This window comes from bacterium (assembly GCA_016124905.1).
Lineage (GTDB): Bacteria > Pseudomonadota > Alphaproteobacteria > Rickettsiales > RI-342 > RI-342.
This window is the reverse complement of sequence record WGMV01000028.1, coordinates 34,119-52,658: the sequence shown is the minus strand read 5'-3', so window position 1 is coordinate 52,658 and position 18,540 is coordinate 34,119. Positions and strand designations below refer to the sequence as shown.

The window sequence follows — 18,540 nt, the reverse complement described above, 5'->3', positions numbered from 1 at the left end:
GTCATGCCTAAAAACCGCCGAATAATAAAAGCGGCAACCGAAACTACTTATCAGCCAGTTTCGCCACATCCAGCATGCGGATGGAAAAGCCCCATTCATTGTCATACCAGCTGGCAATGCGCAGGCTCGTCTTGCCCGTCACCACCGTCTGCGTGGCATCAAAAATGCTCGAATGTGGGTTATGCACAAAGTCGATGGAAACCAGCGGCTCATCGCAATATTGCAGCACGCCTTTCATGGCCCCATTCGCCGCCGCCTTCATGGCTGCATGGATGGTCTCCACATTCGCATCCTTCTCGGTCTCCACCACCAGGTCCACCAAGGACACATTCGGCACCGGCACGCGGATGGAGGTGCCCGATAATTTCCCCGCCAACTCCGGCAGCACCAGGCCGATTGCCTTGGCCGCACCGGTCGAGCTCGGCACCATGGACATCGCCGCCGCACGCGCGCGGCGCAAATCCTTATGGCTGCCATCATGGATGTTCTGGTCACCCGTATAGGCATGAATCGTCGTCATGAACCCGTGCTTGATACCCACCGTATCCTGAATCACCTTCGCCACCGGCGCCAGCGCATTGGTCGTGCAGGAGCCGACGGACATTACCTTGTGCTCCGGCTTAAGCGCTTCATTATTCACGCCATACACAATCGTCGGCACCGTCTTTTCCTTCGCAGGTGCTGAAATCAGCACCTTCTTCGCACCACGGCCCAGATGCAATCCCGCATCCGCCTCGCTAGTAAATTTGCCCGTGCATTCCAGCACGATATCCGCGCCCAGCTTGCCCCAGTCCAGCTTCTGCACATCGCGCTCATGAAACACCGGCACGCGCATATCACCCAACACCAGCGCATCGCCATCAGCCTTGATCTCCGCCGGAAACCGCCCATGCACCGAATCGTACTGCAGCAAATGCCGATGCGTCGCCAGGTCCGCCGGCCCATTCACCGCCACCAGCTCAATGTCACTGCGCTTCTCTTCCACAATCGCGCGCACCACCAGCCGCCCGATGCGGCCGAGTCCGTTGATGGCAATGCGGGTCTTCTTCATCATCTTCTCCAATTACAACACATTCTTGATAGCGTTGGCCACGGCTTCCACCGTAATGCCAAAATGCGGGTACAGCACTTCCGCCGGGGCAGACGCGCCAAAACCCTTCATGCCGATAAACTGCCCCTTGCGCCCAAGCAAACGGTCCCAGCTCTGTCGGCTTGCCGCTTCCGTCACAATCACCGGAATATGATCCGGCAAAAGCTTCTGCTGATAATCCTCCGGCTGTTCAAAGAAGAGTTCCAGCGACGGCATGGACACCACGCGCACATGCCTGGCCTTGTCACCCAGCTGCTGCACCGCCTGCGATGCCAGATGCAGCTCCGACCCCGTGCCGATCACAATCGCCTTCAGCTCATCTTCCACTTCACGCAGAATATACCCGCCCATCGCGCTGCGGTTCTCCCGCTTGCCGTCGGTCCGCTGCTGCGGCAGCGCCTGGCGCGTCAATGCCAATACGGATGGCCCATGCTGGTTGGAAAGCGCCAGCTCCCAGCACTCCGCCGTCTCAATCGCATCCGCCGGGCGGAACACTTTCAAATTCGGAATCACTCGTAACGCGGAGAGATGCTCCACCGGCTGGTGCGTCGGCCCATCCTCGCCAAGCCCGATGGAATCATGCGTCATCACATAAATCACGCGCTGCTTCATCAAGGCCGAAAGGCGAATGGACGGACGGCAATAATCCGTGAACACCAGAAACGTCCCGCCATAGGGAATAAACCCACCATGCAGCGCCATGCCGTTCATGGCCGCCGCCATCCCATGCTCGCGCACTCCGTAGAAGATGTAATTGCCGCCGTAATTGCTCGCGCTCACCGGCTGCATACCCTTGGTGCGCGTATTGTTCGATCCCGTCAGATCTGCCGAACCCGCCGCCAGCTCCGGCAGCACCGGCGCCAGAATCTCCAGTGTCCGTTGGGACGATTGGCGCGTCGCTTCCTTCACCGGCACCTTGGCCAGCTCATCCTTCAGCTTCACTACCACATCGCGCCAGTTCTGCGGCAGACGGCCCGCCATGCGGCGCTCGAATTCCGCACCTTTGGAAGATGCGCTCAGGCGCCCCTCCCATGCGCTGCGCACAGCTTGATTCTGCACACCTGCCTTGCGCCATTCACCCAACAGATTCTCGGGCACCTCAAACGCACCATATTTCCAGCCAAGCTTCTCGCGCGTGCCGGCAATCTCTTCCGCACCCAGCGGCGAACCATGGCTTTTCTCGCTGCCCGCCTTGGTCGGCGCGCCATAGGCAATCGTCGTGCGGCAGGCAATCATCACCGGCTTGTCGGATTGCTTTGCACGCTCAAGCGCCGCATCGATGGCCGCCATATCATGCCCGTCCACACTCTCCACCTGCCAGCCGCTGGCAACGAATCGCGCCGGCACATCGTCCGATACGCTCAGGGAGGTCGGCCCATCAATGGAAATCAAATTATCGTCCCACAGCACCACCAGACGGTTCAGCTTCAAATGCCCCGCCAGCGAAATCGCCTCCTGGCTGATGCCTTCCATCAGGCAGCCGTCACCCGCAATCACATAGGTATAATGATCCACCAGATCATTGCCGAACTGCGCATTCATCATCCGCTCGGCCAACGCCATACCCACCGCATTGGCAATCCCCTGCCCCAGCGGCCCGGTCGTGGTCTCGATCCCGGCCAGCTCGCCGAATTCCGGATGCCCCGCCGTCGGCCGGTGCAGCTGGCGGAAGTTCTGGAGGTCATCCAGCGTAATATCCTCATACCCCGTCAGGTAAAACAGCGAGTAAAGCAGCATCGAGCCGTGCCCGGCGGAAAGCACGAACCGGTCCCGGTCCGCCCAGCGCGGCGCTTTCGCATCATATTTCAAATGGCGCGTGAACAGCACGGTCGCCACATCCGCCATGCCCATCGGCATACCCGGATGGCCGGACTTCGCCTTTTCCACCGCATCCATGCTGAGCGCGCGGATGGCATTGGCCATTTCACGATACTGTGCCCAATCGGCATTGGCGGGGTTTGCTTTCATGGCGGTGGCGGACATGATGAACTCGTGCTGTGTGCGGGGATGGAACGGCTTTTAACCATTTCCCGCCAAAAATCCAGTTTTTTGCGTCTCAATGCTTGAGGGGCTTGGATTTTATGATGCTCCTTGTATGTTGGTTAACAATGAAAACGCAAACAGGGCCATCAACGAGCTTGGATAACGCGGCGAACCGTATGGAAGCCGCCTTGGCCGCTCTGTCGCGCGCGATCGAAGCCAAAATGGCCCAGGCGCGTCAGCAGTCGGAACTTTCCAAAGTTCAGGCCGATGGCGACACCAGCCGCTACATCGAAGCCCTGCTCCGCCAGATCGGCGACAAGGACCGCGAACTCGCCGCCCTCCGTCATGACCTGAAAGCGAGCGACGAAGTCATCGTGCGCGAGAAAGCCAAGGCCCAGTCCATTCAAGACGAGCTCAACCGCGTGCATGACGAACACGCCGCCATCACCGGCACCTACGAGGCCGAGCTCTCCCGCCTGCGCCAGACCCTTTCCGCCAGTGCGCCGGAGAACGGCGAACGTCTGAGCCCGGCCATCCGGGCCGAGCTGTCCAAACGGCTGGACAAGGCCATCGCCACGGTCGAAAAACTGCTGGAGACGCACTAGATGAAAACCATTGAAGTGCATATCAACGGCCGTTTCTACAACCTCGCCTGCGACGATGGCGAGGAAGACCGCCTCCGCCGCCTCGGCGCCGCGGTGGATCATCGCATGAAAGATCTCAAAAGCCGCGTCCCCGGCATTCAGGACCCTATGCTCTGGGTCATGACCGCCCTCATGCTGGCAGACGAAGCACATGACAGCCGCCAGGAAGCCGAACGCCTCAAGCGCCAGTCCGGCGGCAATGGCGCCTCTGTCGCTGGCAGCGTAAGCGAGGACGAACTCCTTGGTTTCATCGACAGCATTTCGTCGCGCATCGAATCCATTGCCGAAAGCCTGGAAAACGTGTAAGGTAAAGAGCTCTGGGGATGTCTGCCTGGCGCGAGTATAGGGCATGAAACCTAGGGCCGATAATTGTGCAAGCCGGGAGCTGTCACTGTCAGGATCGTGGTCCTGTTATATGGCACCCACCTTTTATTGAGGGCCGCTTGCGTATCATGCAACAGACGGCCAGCGCGGTGCCCCAGAGCTTTATTTTATGACATCCGATTTTCCACCATTATTGGCAGCCGCGCTCGGCGAATTGGCCGGGCAAAGCGGTTTTGGCGCACTCACGCCGGAATATGAAATGGAAGGCGAAAGCCTGGTGGTCACGGCCAGCGGCAAGCAACGCTTTACCCTGCCCTTTCCGGTCGTCCTGGCAGAACTCAAAACCGTCTGGCAGTCTTTAAACCAGAATGAAAACGCCCTCATCCTGCCTGGCAATGCCGAGCTTATCGGCAATCCTCCCTATGTGAAGCAGGCCGGCAAAGCCGCCAAGCTGACGGAAAGCGAATTCGCCATCCTTTCCATGCTGGCGCAGAATGCCGATGGCGTCAGCCGTCAGCTCATCCTGAAAAAGGCGCTGCATTCCAAACTGGATGAAAGCGAGACCGACCTTCTGGAAAGCCACTTGTACCGGCTGCGCAAGAAACTTCGCCCCCTCGGCCTCACGCTGGAAAGCCACAAAGGCAGCATCATTTGCGGCCTTTTGTAGGCCTCCAGGGCTTGCAACTCCTGCCACCTTCCATTAGATTCCACCCCTGTCACCGAAGGGGGTTAGGGATGGCGCAAAAAAGCAGGATAAACCGTTTGGCTGTCGGGGCCACGCTTGTACTTGCTTTTGCCAGCGCTTCCGCCCAGGCTCAGCAGTTCGACAAAGCCTTCAAGGATTGGAACGTTTTCTCCATCGATCAGGGCGGTCAGAAAACCTGCTACATCGCCAGCGCCCCCACCAAAAAGGATGGCAGCGCCAAAAATCGCGACGAGCCCTATCTGCTCGTCACCAGCCGTGGCGCGAATTCGGATGAGGTCAGCCTTTCCAGCGGCTATCCCTATAAGGAAAAAAGCGAAGTCGAGGTGAAGGTCGACAAGAATCACGTCGTAAAATTCTTCACGAAAGACAACCTCGCCTGGACCTATACGGAAGATGCCGACAAGGAAGTGGTGCGCCAGATGCGCAAAGGCTCCAAACTGCTGGTAACCGGCACCTCGCAAAAGGGCACCAAATCCTCCGACACCTACTCCATGTCCGGCTTCGGCGCCGCCTATGACCGCATGAAGGAACTCTGCAAATAGCACCTCTCTTTTCAGGCGCAACCAACAAAAAAGCCCGGCCGTTTGGCCGGGCTTTTTCATTCAGGCGATCCGCGAAACTAGGCGGTCACGATCGTCACGTAATGACGGTCATCGGCCTTGCGGTAGAATTTCACCGTGCCTTCGGCCATGGCGAACAGGGTATGGTCCTTGCCCATGCCCACATTCACGCCAGGATGCACTTTCGTGCCGCGCTGACGGATGATGATGTTACCGGCCAGCACCTGCTCGCCACCGAATTTTTTAACCCCAAGACGACGACCGGCGGAATCGCGGCCGTTGCGGGAACTACCACCGGCTTTCTTATGTGCCATGGCTGACTCCTGTTAACTGACTATGCGTTGATATTGGTGATTTTGATGGCCGTGAACAGCTGACGATGGCCATTCTTCCGGCGGTAATTCTGGCGGCGCTTTTTCTTGAAGATGAGCACCTTGTCGCCTTTACCTTGCTTCAGGATCTCGGCTTCCACCGTGGCGCCGCTAACCAGCGGGGCACCCACGTTCACTTTATCGCCATTGATGACGGCCAGAACCTGGTCCAGCTTCACCTTGGCACCCACATCACCTGCGAGCTTCTCTACTTTCAACACGGCATCCTTTTGGACCGTATATTGTTTACCGCCGGTCGCGATGACTGCTTGCATGGCTGAAATCCTGCATAAATATAGAATAAATAGGGTCTTCGGGCGGTATCCGCCAAAAGGGAGGCGGAATATAACCATATCTCGCCGCCTGTCAATCACCATCTGTGCCACGCTGCTTTTTTCCACGGCCATTTATTAATAAATTAATCAATAGGGCCTATTCTGTCGCTACATTGAGATAGGACCGCCCCATGGCAAACGAAGAAGCACAAGACGACCTCACCGCCAGGCTGGACGCGCTGGCTGCTCAGATCGACGCCACCCCGCAAAAAACCGGTGAGGAGATACGCGCCGCACTCAAGGAAGGCACCGAAGCGCGTCTGTCCCGCGCCAGGGATGCCATCAAGGAGGCCACCCGCCGTGAGATTAACGACTCCCTCGGCTGGAACCATTTTGTAGCCGGCTTCGGCGAACAGGGCGCCATATGGGCCGAGGCCATGCTGGATAAGATCGCCGATTTCCGTCTGAAGCACGAACATTCCGCCAGTGAATTGCTTTTCCGCGGCCGTTCCGACTCTCCGACACAGGAAATGCGCGGCCATATTCTAGATAAACTGGCCCAAACGCGCGGCCTTTCCGTTCCAGTGGAGGATTTCCTGGAAAACCTGAGCGCCCTGCCGGAAGCGAGCCTTCGGACCATCTGGCCCAATCAGCCGGATGTTGAAGCCGTTCGCCGGCAGATTATCGACTTCTCCGGCAAAGCCTTTATCCGCGATAATGCTCATGATCTTGCAGGCTGGGCCGAGGCCAGCGGCATCCCCGTGCTGGCGGAGCGCATCCAGTCCGCGGCAAAGGAAATTGGCCGCGTTATCGTGGCGGCGGATTATGCTCATCCCAAATTCCAGCTCGACCTCGCCGAATTCGCCGCCGACCAGCTTCAGCTGGGCGACTGGGCGACCAACATTGCCGAGATGCAGCAGGACATCGCCCGCATGCGCAAGGAAATGACCACCGGCAAGCTGCAGCTCGCGGCCGAGGACATGGCCACCAAAGGCAGGGATTTCGCCGAGCGCTACGCACCGGCCATCATGCTGGGCGTGGCGGCGGGCATGGTCGCCACCGTCGGGCATGATGCCGTGAGCGGGGCCGTAAACCAGGCGTTCGAAGCCATCCGCAACGAATACCAGAACAACCCTGTCGGCCTGATGAACAAAACCAAATGGGTCGTCAACATGGGCATGGGCAAACGCGGCGGCGATTTGAAGGCCGAGGATATGCAGGGCCTTTCCACCACCGATCAGCTTGCCGTGGCTTTCATGGAACTGGCGGCACGCGGCAGCATCGATATCGCCCAACTGGCCGACGATCTGGGCAAACTGGGAAAAACCAGTCAATCCACCTTTATTCCCGCCAAGGAAATCGCCGCCTTTCTCGATAAATACCCCGACGCCAAACCCCTGGCTGACCAGCTCCGCGATTCCACACAGCCCATTTCATTAAAAATATTGCGGGAGATTACGTCTGCCGAACAGGGCCCGGCCTCCTCCCTCCGCGATCTTCAGCAGCTGCACATGCAGTTCCTGGCCGAAGCCGCGCTGGATCAGGCCAATAGCGAACTCAAAGGCCTCAAACGCGTCGGCGCGCAGCTAAACGGCACCATCAACGGCCTGGCCAAAACCTGTCAGGACATGGCCGAAAGCCGCCTGCTCCAGATGACCATCGGGCTTCAGATGCAGCTGGAGCAAATGGGCGTGGATGCCAATATCATCGGCGCCATCCATGGCGGCGAAAAGGAAAACGCCGTCCCAAGCACCAGCGACAACGCCATCCTGGCCGCGCAGCAGGCCGAGAATCAGGCCGTAAAACCGGAACAGGCCGCCGCCTCCGATAAAATCATCGCCATGGATGTTGAAGCCGCCTCACAAACCCAGGGCGCGTCTCCCACGGCCGCCTAACCGGCGCAAATGGCATATACCGTCATCACCAGCCCGAGCGACAGCGCCGAGCTGCGGCAACTCCAGCTTCCCGTGCCGCTGGGATAACTGTCATTGATGGACAGCAGCGCCACAGAGGCCGACGTGCTGCACCCGCCGCCCACCACGGTCTGCCCCACAGGACAGCTCACGCTTTTGACCTGCTCTCCAATAACGGAAAGCGTAAAATTATTACTTATTCGGGTATAAGTCGGCGTTCCCCCCACATGCTTCCAGCCGGATCCGTCGCAAACCCAGACCACCTTGGTCGTGGGGTCGTAACGCAATTGCCCCTCACCCCCGATGGGAGAAGCGCAACCGGCATGGGCAACGCCCGGCATGCCTAATAGCACGGCCAGAACAGACATAAGGATGGATTTACGAAAGCTTCGTTCAGGCATATACAAACCTCCAAGGCAATCTGTTCCCACCCTACCGCTGCCGGTTAAATGCTCCCTAAACGCGCACGCGCGCACCGTCATGATATGAAACATGCAAAAACACGAACTGCGTGACCATTTCAAAGCCCTGCGCGCCGCCACCGCAACCCCGGAGCGCATTGAGGCCTTAACAAAAACAAGCCTCACCTTCGGTGCGTCATTCCACCAATACGCCGTGGTTGGCGCCTATTATCCCATCCAGACGGAAGCCTCCCCCCTGCCCCTGCTACAGCATCTGGCTCAGCAGAACATCCAAACCGCTTTGCCGCGTGTAGCCGCGCCGGATAAACCGCTTCACTTCCACGCCTGGCAGCCGGGCGATGCGCTGCAGCCGGGTTACCGTCACATCCCGGAACCTTCGCAGGAAAACCCTCAGATCATTCCCGCTGCTCTTCTGGTCCCGTTGCTCGCTTTCGATGCCAAAGGGCACCGCCTGGGTTACGGCGCCGGTTTTTATGACCGCACCATCCAGTTCCTGCGCAGCAAAAACCAGCGCTTCATCGCCGTAGGCCTCGCCTATGACACGCAGGAAACCGACCGGCTTCCCGCCGATCGGCATGATCAGAAACTCGATGCTGTCATCACCGAATCCGGCTTTCGCTGGCTGGGGGTCGACTAATCATTTGCTAATCCCTTTCCGGCTAAATTGGCGAATAGGCAAAATCTTAAGCAAACACGGTTAGCATGATCAGACCAATGACAGTGCTCACAACATTCGCCGGCATCATTCTGACCATTTATGTGGCCATCGTCGTGGGCCTTTTCTTCGCCCAGCGCGTCTTGATGTACCATCCCAACAAAAGCCTTGCCGATCCGGGAGAATACAATCTTCCCGGCGTAACGCTGCAACGGCTGAACACCGCGGATGGCGAAACCCTTGTCTCCTGGTTTGCCGGGGCCAAAGCCGGCAAGCCCACCATCCTCTATTTCCATGGCAACGCCGCCCACCTTGGCAATCGCGCCGATAAGTTCCGCGCCTTTGTCGATGCCGGTTACGGCCTGTTGGCCGTCAGCTACCGCGGCTATGGCGGCTCCACCGGCAGCCCCAGTGAGGAAGGCCTTTTCAACGATGCCCGCGCAGGCCTTGCCTTTCTGGAAAGCAAAGGCCTGAAACACGGCGATCTTATCTATTATGGCGAATCGCTGGGCACCGGCGTTGCCGTCAAACTGGCCTCGGAACGATCGCCCAGGCTCCTGATGCTGGAAGCCCCCTACACTTCCGTCGCCGGTCGTGCGCAGGAGATCTACGCCTATGTTCCCGTGCGCTACCTGATACGGGATGTCTACGACTCCTTCTCCACTATAAAGCAGGTCCATGCACCGCTGGTGATCATCCATGGCGAGGACGATATCACCATACCCGCTGCTCATGGGCGCGCGCTGCTGGCCGCCGCCAACGAGCCTAAAACCGGCATTTTCCTGCCCCATATCGGCCATACGGATTTTCCGACCGCCACCCTGGTGGACACCCTCTCCCAACGTCTGACTGTCACGGGGGGGGAACCATGAGCCTTCGCATCCTCGCAGGCAAATGGCGTGGTCGCGCGCTCACCATGTCCGCGGGCAAGGCCGTGCGCCCCACTGCTTCCCGCGTGCGGGAATCCATGTTCAATCTTCTGACCCATCACCGCATTCTGGAAAGGCTCGACCATCCCGGCCTCACCGGCGCGCGCATCGCGGATATCTGCGCAGGTTGCGGAGCATTGGGGTTCGAGGCCCTATCGCGCGGCGCCGCCCATGTCACCTTTGTCGATCAGTCCCGCGCCAGTCTGGAGCTGGTCCGCAAAAACGCGGCCATGCTGGAAGCCTCCGACATTCATACCGTTCAATGCCACGCCGCCCAGTTGCCGCGCGTGGTGGAACCGTTCGACACCATCCTGATGGACCCGCCTTACGGAAAAAATCTGGGCATTCCCATCCTGCAATCGCTGCTTCAGCAGGGCTGGCTGGCCCCTCACACCCTGCTTCTGCTGGAAACCGGCAGCCGGGAACCGCTCAATCTGCCGGAACCCTTTAACCTGGTAGACAGCCGAACCTATGGTGCGGCCACCTTGCATGTCATCGTCACCGCACACAATATATAGTGTATTGCCCCGTAGCGCCCGATCGTATGCGCCACTGATTTTCAGGCATTTACCAAAGTTATTCACCTAAATCTGGTAGAAATAGCCTTAAACTTGTGCTAAAATACAATCATGGATCAGAGATTATCCAGCTTGCATACCCTGGTGCTGAATGCCGATTTTCGGCCCGTGAGTTATTTTCCCTTATCAACCTGCACTTGGCAGGAAGCCATCAAGGCCCTGTTCATGGGCCGCGTCACCGTTGTGTCGGAATATGAAACCGAGGTACATTCCCCATCGGTCAGCATCAAAATCCCAAGCGTGGTGGTGCTTAGGCGCTATGTGCCCAGCAACCCGAGCCGCCCGCCCATGACGCGGCATAACATCCTTCTGCGCGATAAATACGAATGCCAATATTGCGGCGACATCTTCCCCCCGCGCGCCCTGACGCTGGATCATGTCATCCCCCGCTCGCGCGGCGGGATATCCTCATGGGAAAACCTGGTGGCCGCCTGCCATCCTTGCAACACCTTCAAAGGCGACAAGCTCCCCGGTATTCATTGGGACAGGCCGCTGAACGAGCCCGTCATGCCCACCGCGCGGCAATTGCAGAAACACGCCAAAATCGTGGCGGCATATAATTTTCCCGAGAGCTGGGAAAGCTATTTACAGTAAATGGAGCACGCTCTGGGGGCGGCCATGCCCTGCGCGCAGCGCAGGTTCGGAAAAGGTCCTATTGCAGCCCCTGACTTTTTGATTATGGTAGCCCGACCAACCAATCACTAAGGTGGCTGCCATGCGTCTGCTTCTTTCTTCCCTCATCGCCGCAATCTTTTTTTGCGCCTCTTCCGCTCAGGCAATGGATACGCTTTCCAAGCAGGCCATCCTGGTAGACCTCACCACCGACACCGTGCTGTTTGAAAAGAACGCCGACGAGCTCATGCACCCCTCTTCCATGAGCAAGCTTATGACCACCTACATCACGCTGGAGAAGCTGAAGGAAGGTTCCCTGAAAGAGACCGATACTTTCCCCGTCAGCGAAAAGGCCTGGCGCATGGGCGGCTCCAAAATGTTCGTGCATGTGGGTGACAATGTTGCCGTTAAAGACCTGCTGAACGGCATCTCCATCGTCTCCGGCAACGATGCCTGCATCGTGGTGGCCGAAGGCATCGCCGGTTCCGAGGAAACCTTCGCCGAGATGATGACCCGCAAGGGCAAGGAAATCGGCCTGGAGCACAGCACTTTCAAAAATGCCACCGGCTGGCCGGACGATGGCCACCTGATGACCGCGCGCGACCTCTACAAACTCGCCCGTGCCATCAACACTAAATTCCCCGAGCACAAATCCCTGTTCGGCCAGAAGCAGATGACCTACGCCAACATCACCCAGCAAAACCGCAACCCGCTGCTGGATAAGAACATCGGCGTGGACGGCATGAAAACCGGCCACACGGATGCAGGCGGCTACGGCATCACCATCTCGGGCGAGCAGAACGGCCGCCGCGTCATCCTGGTCGTCAACGGCCTGAACTCCACCAACGAACGCGCCGCCGAAGCCGAACGTCTCTACCTCTACGCCTTCCGCGCATTCGACGTAAAAACCCCCTTCAAGGCTGGCGACAGCATCACCGAAATCCCGGTCTGGATGGGCAGCGAGGATAAGGTCGCCCTCACCGTAACGGAAGACGTGAAAATCACCATGCCGAAAGCCTCCGAAGGCGAAACCAAGCTGACCGTCAAAACCAGCGGTCCCGTTCCCGCGCCAATCAAGAAAGGTGACAAGCTCGGCACCCTGGTCATCTCCGTTCCATCCATGGCGCTCTCCAAGGAAATCCCGCTGGTGGCGGCTGCGGACGTAACCGAGCTCACCGGCTTCTCGCGCTGGCAGAAAGTGGCGTTCGAGCGTCTGTTCGGCAAAAAACATGAAGATGCCCCCGCCGCACAGGCACCCGCTGAACCTGCCGCCGCCCCTGCTGCGGAAGCCCCGGCGCCTGCCAAACCTGCTGAGCCTGCTCCCGCAGCGTCCGCTGCTTCGGTAGGCCATTCAGCAGCCCCGACGGAATAACTTTTTAGATTGAAATCCGCATGACCGAATCCTCTTCAAAAAAAGGCTATTTCATCACGCTGGAAGGCGGGGAAGGCGTGGGCAAATCCACCCAGGCGCGTCGCCTGGCGGGCTGGCTTGAACAAGCCGGACACGATGTGGTGCTGACGCGTGAACCCGGCGGCAGCAAAGGAGCGGAAGCCATTCGCGACCTGCTGCTGGCCCCCAAGGATGAGCCCCTCTCCCCCAAGGCGGAGCTGTTGCTCTTCCTTGCCGCGCGCGCCGACCATGTGGAAAAAATCATCCAGCCCGCGCTCGCCGCAGGCAAGGTGGTCATCTGCGATCGCTTCATGGATTCCACCGTGGCCTATCAGGGCGCGGCCAGCCAGCTCGGCAGCGAATATGCCTGGGCCGTTTACCGCACCACCATCGGCGACATTATGCCCGATCTCACCCTCATCATCGACCTTCCGCCTGAAGAAGGCCTCAAACGCGCCGTCGCCAGCGGCAAGCGCAGCGAGGATGACCGCTTCGAGTCCGAGTCCCAAAACTTCCATGAGAAAGTTCGCGAAAGTTTCCACGCGCTTGCCAAAGCCGAGCCGCAGCGCTGCGTGATGATCGAAGGCGGCAAACAGCTCAGCGAAGTGACCCAGGCCCTCAAGGCCGCCATTGGCGAAAGGCTGGGGCTGCCCCATGGCCAGAGCCACTAAAAAGGCGGTTAAGGAAGAACCTTCGCTAGCCATCCCCCACCCGCGCCGCGTGCGTGCGCTTTACGGCCATGCCGGCGCTGTCGCAGCCTTTGAACAAGCCTGGTCCGCGGGCCGCCTGGCCCATGGCTGGCTCATCACCGGCCCTAGGGGCGTCGGCAAGGCCACCTTCGCCTATCACATCGCCCGTCGCGTGCTGGCCGCGCAGGCAACCGATACCGTGCTGCCGCCTGAGCCGGATGAGAACCACCCCATCAGCCGCCGCGTCGCCGAGCAAAGCCATGCGGACCTGCGCGTCATCGCCCCCACCGCCGAAGGCGGCGTGGTGCTGGACGAGAAGAAAAAACCCTCGCACGACATCACCATTGATCAGATACGTACCCTGTCCGATTTCATGCACCTCAAAGCGGGCGAAGGCGCATGGCGCGTGGTGATTGTCGACCCCGCCGAGAACATGAACCCTAGTGCCGCCAATGCCCTGCTGAAAATGCTGGAAGAACCGCCCCCCAGGGTGCTGATGCTGCTCATCAGCCATTCACCCGGCCAGCTTTTACCCACCATCCGTTCGCGCTGCCGCGTCCTTGGTCTGCCACCCTTGTCACCGTTAGATGCCGCCCGCGTGACCGATGCCTACACCGGCGAACTGAACGGCGACGACCATCTGCTGCTGCACACGCTTTCCGAAGGCAGCCCCGGCCAGGCGCTTCAATTGCTGAACCTCGATGGGCTCGCCCTCTATAAATCGATACTGGATGCCATGAGCAAAGGCATGAGCGAGCACGCCACCATGCAGCTGGCTGAAAAACTCGCCGCCAAGGCCGAGGAAGACCGCTGGCCGCTGATCACCAACCTGGCCCGCCAGCTATTGCACCATGTCGCCATGACCGCCGAAGGCAGCACCCCACCTGCCATGCCCGCGCAAGAGCAAGCGTCGCTCACCCGCATCGCCGCTCGCCATTCCCTCTCCCATTGGCTTCATCATTACGATGACATCACCCGCCTGCTGCATCAGGATGGTATTTTACACCTTGATCGGCGCATGCTGCTCAGCCAGCTTTTCTCGGCTTAGTATGCTCTGCCTGTCTGCTGCCCGGCCTGCATGGGCATGTACCCATCAAAATATTCCGCATATGGCGGCACCTGTGAAGCCAGCATGCCATGCACATCCTGCCAGGCTTGGGTATCCATTTCCGGCTGGCATTCCATCAGCGCCTTTAACTGGTTCAGGCCATCATGGTGCATATAGCCTTCTTCCGCCTGTTTGATACAGGTCCCAAGCGCCGAAACAACCGGCACCGGCATCAGCATGCTGTATTGCATAGACCGTATCGCCAGCTCGATTTCCTTAAATCCCGCCTCCTCACGCGGCAGGCAGGCATAAGGGTCCATCAGCATGGCGATGGGCTTTTCCTGTTCCTCCGGCCAGTAAAAGGCCACATTGCAGCACATCGCGTCGCACAGCAGTTCTCCCGCCTGCCATTTGGCAACAAACAGCTTCCACATGGCCTCTTTGAGTAGGGCGGCCTTTTCCATGTCCAGCTCCATATCCTCACCCAGATGGCTCACATGCAGCCCTGGGTAATGCGCGTCGTTCCGCCCAATAAGCCATGCTTCCTTGTGCGCGAGGTTGGCCACCAGGCCGAGGTCACTATGGCCATACCGGTCCTTCTGCACGGCGGGAATCGTAAAACAATCATCTCCGCACAAGCGGTTGGAAGCACTCCGCCGCAAACCGTCCGGGGAAATCCTGAGCGCCCAGTCATCATCCAGCGCCAGCATGAACGACTCCAGGCCGGAACTGAGCGGCTGCATCTGCTCCCGCACCCGGGGAAACTCCGCCCCAAGCCCCTCGTGCAGCTCGACGATGAGATGCGCCACCTCATAGGCTGCGCGCCTGCGCGGCGCAAACAGCTCGTCCCGCTGTTTGAACCGGCCGAGCTCCGCCAGTATTTTCTCCGCGTGCTCAAGCTTCTGCAGCGCCTCCACCACCGGGTCCTCGGCGCCTTCCACCATGTGCCGAATAGCTCCGGTCATGCGGCCCAGCCATGTTCTGGCGGCTACGATCATTGCACAATATCCTTAACTGGTTTATGCCCATGTAACGCATTTCCATGACAATTTAACGATTCCGCCATGACCAAACCCTTCTACATCACCACGCCGATTTACTACGTCAACGACGTGCCGCACCTCGGTCATGCCTACACCACCATCGCCTGCGACGTGCTGGCCCGCTGGCACCGCGCCATGGGCGAGGAGGTCTATTTCCTCACCGGCACCGACGAACATGGCCAGAAAGTCCAGCGCTCGGCGGAAAAAGCGGGCATCGCCCCCCAGGCATTTGTGGACAAAAATGCCGCCCGCTTCAAAGATCTGCTCGGCGCCATCGGCGCCACCAACAACGATTTCATCCGCACCACGGAAGATCGTCACAAACAAGGCGCCCAGGCCTTCTGGAAGGCCATCGACAATAACGGCGCCATCTACAAAAGCAGCTATTCCGGCTGGTACGCCACGCGCGACGAAGCCTATTACGACGAAAAAGAACTCATCCAGAGCCCGACCGGCGAAAAACTCGCCCCCACCGGCGCTCCGGTGGAATGGATGGAAGAGGAAAGCTACTTCTTCCGCCTTTCCTCCTTTCAGGATCGCCTGCTGAAATTCTACGAGGACAACCCCGATTTCGTTTACCCGCAAAGCCGCTTCAACGAGGTGAAAAGCTTCGTCAAAAGCGGGTTGCAGGATCTCTCCATTTCCCGCACCAGCTTCTCCTGGGGCATCCCCGTTCCGGGCGACGAGAAGCACGTCATGTATGTCTGGCTGGATGCGCTCGCCAACTACCTTACCGCCATCGGCTACCCCGACAACAATTACAAAAAATACTGGCCCGCCATCCACATGGTCGGCAAGGACATCCTTCGTTTCCATGCCGTCTACTGGCCCGCCTTCCTTATGGCCGCCAACATCGAGCCGCCCAAACGCGTCATCGCCCACGGCTGGTGGACCATCAACGGCGAGAAAATGTCCAAATCCATCGGCAACGTCATCGATCCCTTCAAGCTCATCGAGCAATACGGGCTGGATTACGTGCGCTACTTTCTCCTGCGCGAAGTCCCCTTCGGCAATGACGGCGATTTTTCGCACGAAGCCATGATCACCCGCTGCAATGCCGAACTGGCCAATAACCTCGGCAACCTCGCCCAGCGCAGCCTCTCCATGATGGTGAAGAACTGCGACGGCAAAATCCCCGCGCGCGATGCCGCCGTCACCAGTGCCTACGGCCCCAAACGCGGCAACGTGCTGGCCGACATGCAGCGCTACATGACCGGCCCGGATTCTCCCAACTTCACCCTCGCCCTCGAACAGCTTCGCCTCGCGGGCGACGAAGCCAACGCCTTCATCGATACCGAGGCCCCCTGGACCCTGAAAAAGACCGATCCCGCCCGCATGGCTGCCGTACTGGCCGAACTGGCCGAAACCATCGGTACGATTACCCCCTTGCTGGCCCCCTTCACCCCGGGCGCCGCCGCCACCGTTGCAGGAAATCTCGGTTTGGCCGAAACCCCCTTCATCGGCCAGCCCCTCTCCCTGGGCGGCACCCCGCTGGAAGCCCCGAAACCCGCCTTCCCCCGTCTGGAAGCCGCGCAAAGCTAGAATTGTTCAAAAAAGCGTCATCAAACTGTCAGGCGTCTGTCTTGTCCTGGGCGTAATCTGGCCTGTAACCGTAGTTATAGCGCCATGAACCCGACCGATACCAACCTTCCCGCCAGCCTGATTCTTGCCCGACATGCATTCGAGCAGGCGGCAGAACGGTTAGGCGCGGCGTTCCGCCAGCCCCTCACCATTGAATCGCTGGAGGAAATGGGCGCGGCGGTCGGCACGCAATCCATGCAGATCATGTCGGATTTTCTGCTGATGATCCAACGTCCGGATTTAAGCCTGGATGATATTCAGCAGAACCCCTCGCTCCGTCCGAATTTTCAGGAAGGCCTTCCGGAAATCCAAACCCTTGCCAATTTTTCCACCGCCATACAAAACCTGCTGGAAAACGCTCTGGCCGACGACGACCTTTTGCCCTTCAGGGATCGGCTTGATCGCAGGAAAAAACTATACACGGCCGCGGCCAAGGCCACACGTGAAGTGCTGATGGGCTGGAATACCAATAACAATCTCCACCCGGTAGCCTACGATATTTTCGTCCCCAAGGACGAAAAACTCCGCGCCCTTACCAATATCATCCTGAAGCTCGATTCGCTCAGTGAACGCCTGAACAACCGGTTTAACGCCACGATGGCCCGGGAAGACCGTCGCTCCATCGACCTGCTAGAGGACGTGGTGCGCATCTCTTTCGACGGCATCGTGGACATGCTGGTGGATTTTGTCACGGATTCCGGACTGACGGACCTGAACAACACGGACAGCTACTCGCACATATTGCGTTACCTGTGCGAAACCAGCGTGCAGCCGGTCCTGGCGCAATGCTTTAAAACCATGCTGGATGAATATGGCTACGGCAATGCCCTGACATGCTATCAGGCGACCTATGGCATGGTGTTCGACTCCCTTCACAAACAGCTGGGGCGCAAAGGCATCGAGGATAAAACCGTCGCCAGCAACATTGCGGAAAGCATTCTGTCGATCCCCGACATCGCATCGGCCTATCACGACGGCACCTCCTACTTGACCTATCATGAACGCTACACCCCGGCCGACTCACCCAGGCCCAACCTGTGGGAAGCGCTTACCCATGCGTTCCACGGCGCGTTTGCATTCATTCTGGATGAGAGCATCAAGCCCCCGGCCGCGCTGGAGCATATTGCCTCTTCCATTTGCGCCATGGGGCTGTCCGGCATCGAAGAGCCCAACACCCCCCACCTTCAGGACCAGCTAACCATTCTCGACATGTTCCTTCAGGGCCTGAAACATGTGCTGCACGAATACACATTGCACCCCGGCATACCCGGCCAGGCCAACAACAATCTTTACGACGTACAGGAAAAATTATCCGCGCTGCAGAATATTCTGAGATTGGCCGCCCATAAGGACACCCTCTATACCCTGCCGGATGCATCGGCGGAAAACGCCGCATTCCCTTATGGTGCACTTGGTCCCATGAATCATGATTTCGTGGCGGGTTTTGCGGCGGCAACATTTATGGACGTAATGAACTACGTCAACATCTGCCATGGCCGCTCCCCCATCGGTGAGGAAGAAGCGGCGCATGCGTTGTCAGGGGAAGGAATGAGCCGCGCCAGCCTGACCGGCCTCACGCTCGCCGGGCAGGCCATGCAGGAACATAACCGCGACTCCGCAATGGAGGTCACGTCCTTTGACATGCCGCTCTTACATTTCATTCATGCGCATCAGAACCGCATTGATGCCATCAAAGGCGCCATCGCCTCCACCCCTCTGTAACCGCC

The 18,540-nt window shown here is 58.8% G+C and carries 19 protein-coding genes and 1 pseudogene; 14 read left to right on the top strand and 6 right to left on the bottom strand.

What is annotated here, in order from left to right:
- Positions 1-43: 43 nt before the first annotated feature.
- The gene (gap, locus tag GC177_07955) at positions 44-1,051 is read right to left on the bottom strand and encodes a type I glyceraldehyde-3-phosphate dehydrogenase (protein ID MBI1275890.1); all 1,008 of its coding nucleotides are present in this window, start codon (positions 1,049-1,051) and stop codon (positions 44-46) included.
- 12 nt (positions 1,052-1,063) lie between these two features.
- Positions 1,064-3,058 (bottom strand): transketolase, encoded by a 1,995-nt coding sequence (tkt, locus tag GC177_07950; protein MBI1275889.1) that lies wholly within the window; start codon positions 3,056-3,058, stop codon positions 1,064-1,066.
- A gap of 191 nt (positions 3,059-3,249) precedes the next feature.
- On the opposite strand from tkt, the gene GC177_07945 reads away from it, so the two are divergent.
- From GC177_07945 to GC177_07930, 4 genes are all read left to right on the top strand, one after another.
- Positions 3,250-3,678, top strand: a complete 429-nt coding sequence (locus GC177_07945; GenBank protein MBI1275888.1) for a hypothetical protein — start codon at positions 3,250-3,252, stop codon at positions 3,676-3,678.
- Positions 3,679-4,023, top strand: a complete 345-nt coding sequence (gene zapA, locus GC177_07940) for a cell division protein ZapA (GenBank protein ID MBI1275887.1) — start codon at positions 3,679-3,681, stop codon at positions 4,021-4,023.
- A 187-nt stretch (positions 4,024-4,210) separates the two neighbouring features.
- The gene (locus tag GC177_07935) at positions 4,211-4,708 is read left to right on the top strand and encodes a hypothetical protein (protein MBI1275886.1); all 498 of its coding nucleotides are present in this window, start codon (positions 4,211-4,213) and stop codon (positions 4,706-4,708) included.
- A 95-nt stretch (positions 4,709-4,803) separates the two neighbouring features.
- A complete protein-coding gene (locus tag GC177_07930; GenBank protein ID MBI1275885.1) occupies positions 4,804-5,289 on the top strand; it encodes a hypothetical protein in 486 nt (161 codons plus the stop codon).
- A gap of 77 nt (positions 5,290-5,366) precedes the next feature.
- Here the strand turns inward: GC177_07930 and GC177_07925 are convergent, their stop codons facing one another.
- Both GC177_07925 and rplU read right to left on the bottom strand, forming a co-directional pair.
- The gene (locus tag GC177_07925; GenBank protein MBI1275884.1) at positions 5,367-5,621 is read right to left on the bottom strand and encodes a 50S ribosomal protein L27; all 255 of its coding nucleotides are present in this window, start codon (positions 5,619-5,621) and stop codon (positions 5,367-5,369) included.
- Positions 5,622-5,641: 20 nt separating this feature from the next.
- A complete protein-coding gene (rplU, locus tag GC177_07920) occupies positions 5,642-5,953 on the bottom strand; it encodes a 50S ribosomal protein L21 (GenBank protein MBI1275883.1) in 312 nt (103 codons plus the stop codon).
- Positions 5,954-6,144: 191 nt separating this feature from the next.
- On the opposite strand from rplU, the gene GC177_07915 reads away from it, so the two are divergent.
- Complete coding sequence (locus tag GC177_07915; GenBank protein MBI1275882.1) at positions 6,145-7,848, top strand: hypothetical protein; 1,704 nt, start codon at positions 6,145-6,147, stop codon at positions 7,846-7,848.
- On the opposite strand, the gene GC177_07910 is transcribed toward GC177_07915, so the two are convergent.
- Positions 7,845-8,267 (bottom strand): hypothetical protein, encoded by a 423-nt coding sequence (locus tag GC177_07910; GenBank protein ID MBI1275881.1) that lies wholly within the window; start codon positions 8,265-8,267, stop codon positions 7,845-7,847. The two genes, GC177_07915 and GC177_07910, sit on opposite strands and share 4 nt — an antisense overlap.
- A 91-nt stretch (positions 8,268-8,358) precedes the next feature.
- Here GC177_07910 and GC177_07905 point away from each other — a divergent pair, with 91 nt between their 5' ends.
- The 7 genes and pseudogenes from GC177_07905 to GC177_07875 all read left to right on the top strand — a co-directional run bounded on the left by GC177_07905 (position 8,359) and on the right by GC177_07875 (position 14,189).
- Entirely contained in the window at positions 8,359-8,925 is a 567-nt protein-coding gene (locus GC177_07905; GenBank protein MBI1275880.1) for a 5-formyltetrahydrofolate cyclo-ligase, read from the top strand.
- A 65-nt stretch (positions 8,926-8,990) separates the two neighbouring features.
- Positions 8,991-9,815 (top strand): alpha/beta hydrolase, encoded by an 825-nt coding sequence (locus GC177_07900; protein ID MBI1275879.1) that lies wholly within the window; start codon positions 8,991-8,993, stop codon positions 9,813-9,815.
- On the top strand, positions 9,812-10,390 hold the full coding sequence (gene rsmD, locus GC177_07895; GenBank protein ID MBI1275878.1) for a 16S rRNA (guanine(966)-N(2))-methyltransferase RsmD: 579 nt from the start codon (positions 9,812-9,814) through the stop codon (positions 10,388-10,390). The genes GC177_07900 and rsmD overlap by 4 nt, the downstream gene beginning before the upstream one ends.
- Before the next feature lie 111 nt (positions 10,391-10,501).
- On the top strand, positions 10,502-11,044 hold the full coding sequence (locus tag GC177_07890) for an HNH endonuclease (GenBank protein MBI1275877.1): 543 nt from the start codon (positions 10,502-10,504) through the stop codon (positions 11,042-11,044).
- A 121-nt stretch (positions 11,045-11,165) separates the two neighbouring features.
- A pseudogene (locus GC177_07885) lies at positions 11,166-12,245 on the top strand (D-alanyl-D-alanine carboxypeptidase).
- A gap of 209 nt (positions 12,246-12,454) precedes the next feature.
- Positions 12,455-13,123: a dTMP kinase gene (locus GC177_07880; protein ID MBI1275876.1), complete on the top strand. Its 669-nt coding sequence runs from the start codon at positions 12,455-12,457 to the stop codon at positions 13,121-13,123.
- On the top strand, positions 13,107-14,189 hold the full coding sequence (locus GC177_07875; protein ID MBI1275875.1) for a DNA polymerase III subunit delta': 1,083 nt from the start codon (positions 13,107-13,109) through the stop codon (positions 14,187-14,189). Before GC177_07880 ends, GC177_07875 begins: the two co-directional genes overlap by 17 nt.
- Here the strand turns inward: GC177_07875 and GC177_07870 are convergent.
- The gene (locus tag GC177_07870; GenBank protein MBI1275874.1) at positions 14,186-15,154 is read right to left on the bottom strand and encodes a hypothetical protein; all 969 of its coding nucleotides are present in this window, start codon (positions 15,152-15,154) and stop codon (positions 14,186-14,188) included. The two genes, GC177_07875 and GC177_07870, sit on opposite strands and share 4 nt — an antisense overlap.
- A 99-nt stretch (positions 15,155-15,253) precedes the next feature.
- Between GC177_07870 and GC177_07865 the strand changes: the two genes are divergently transcribed.
- Both GC177_07865 and GC177_07860 read left to right on the top strand, forming a co-directional pair.
- Positions 15,254-16,774 (top strand): methionine--tRNA ligase, encoded by a 1,521-nt coding sequence (locus tag GC177_07865; GenBank protein ID MBI1275873.1) that lies wholly within the window; start codon positions 15,254-15,256, stop codon positions 16,772-16,774.
- Positions 16,775-16,858: 84 nt separating this feature from the next.
- Positions 16,859-18,535 carry a hypothetical protein gene (locus GC177_07860; GenBank protein ID MBI1275872.1) on the top strand — a complete coding sequence of 559 codons (1,677 nt, stop codon included), beginning with the start codon at positions 16,859-16,861 and terminating at the stop codon, positions 18,533-18,535.
- Positions 18,536-18,540 lie beyond the last annotated feature (5 nt).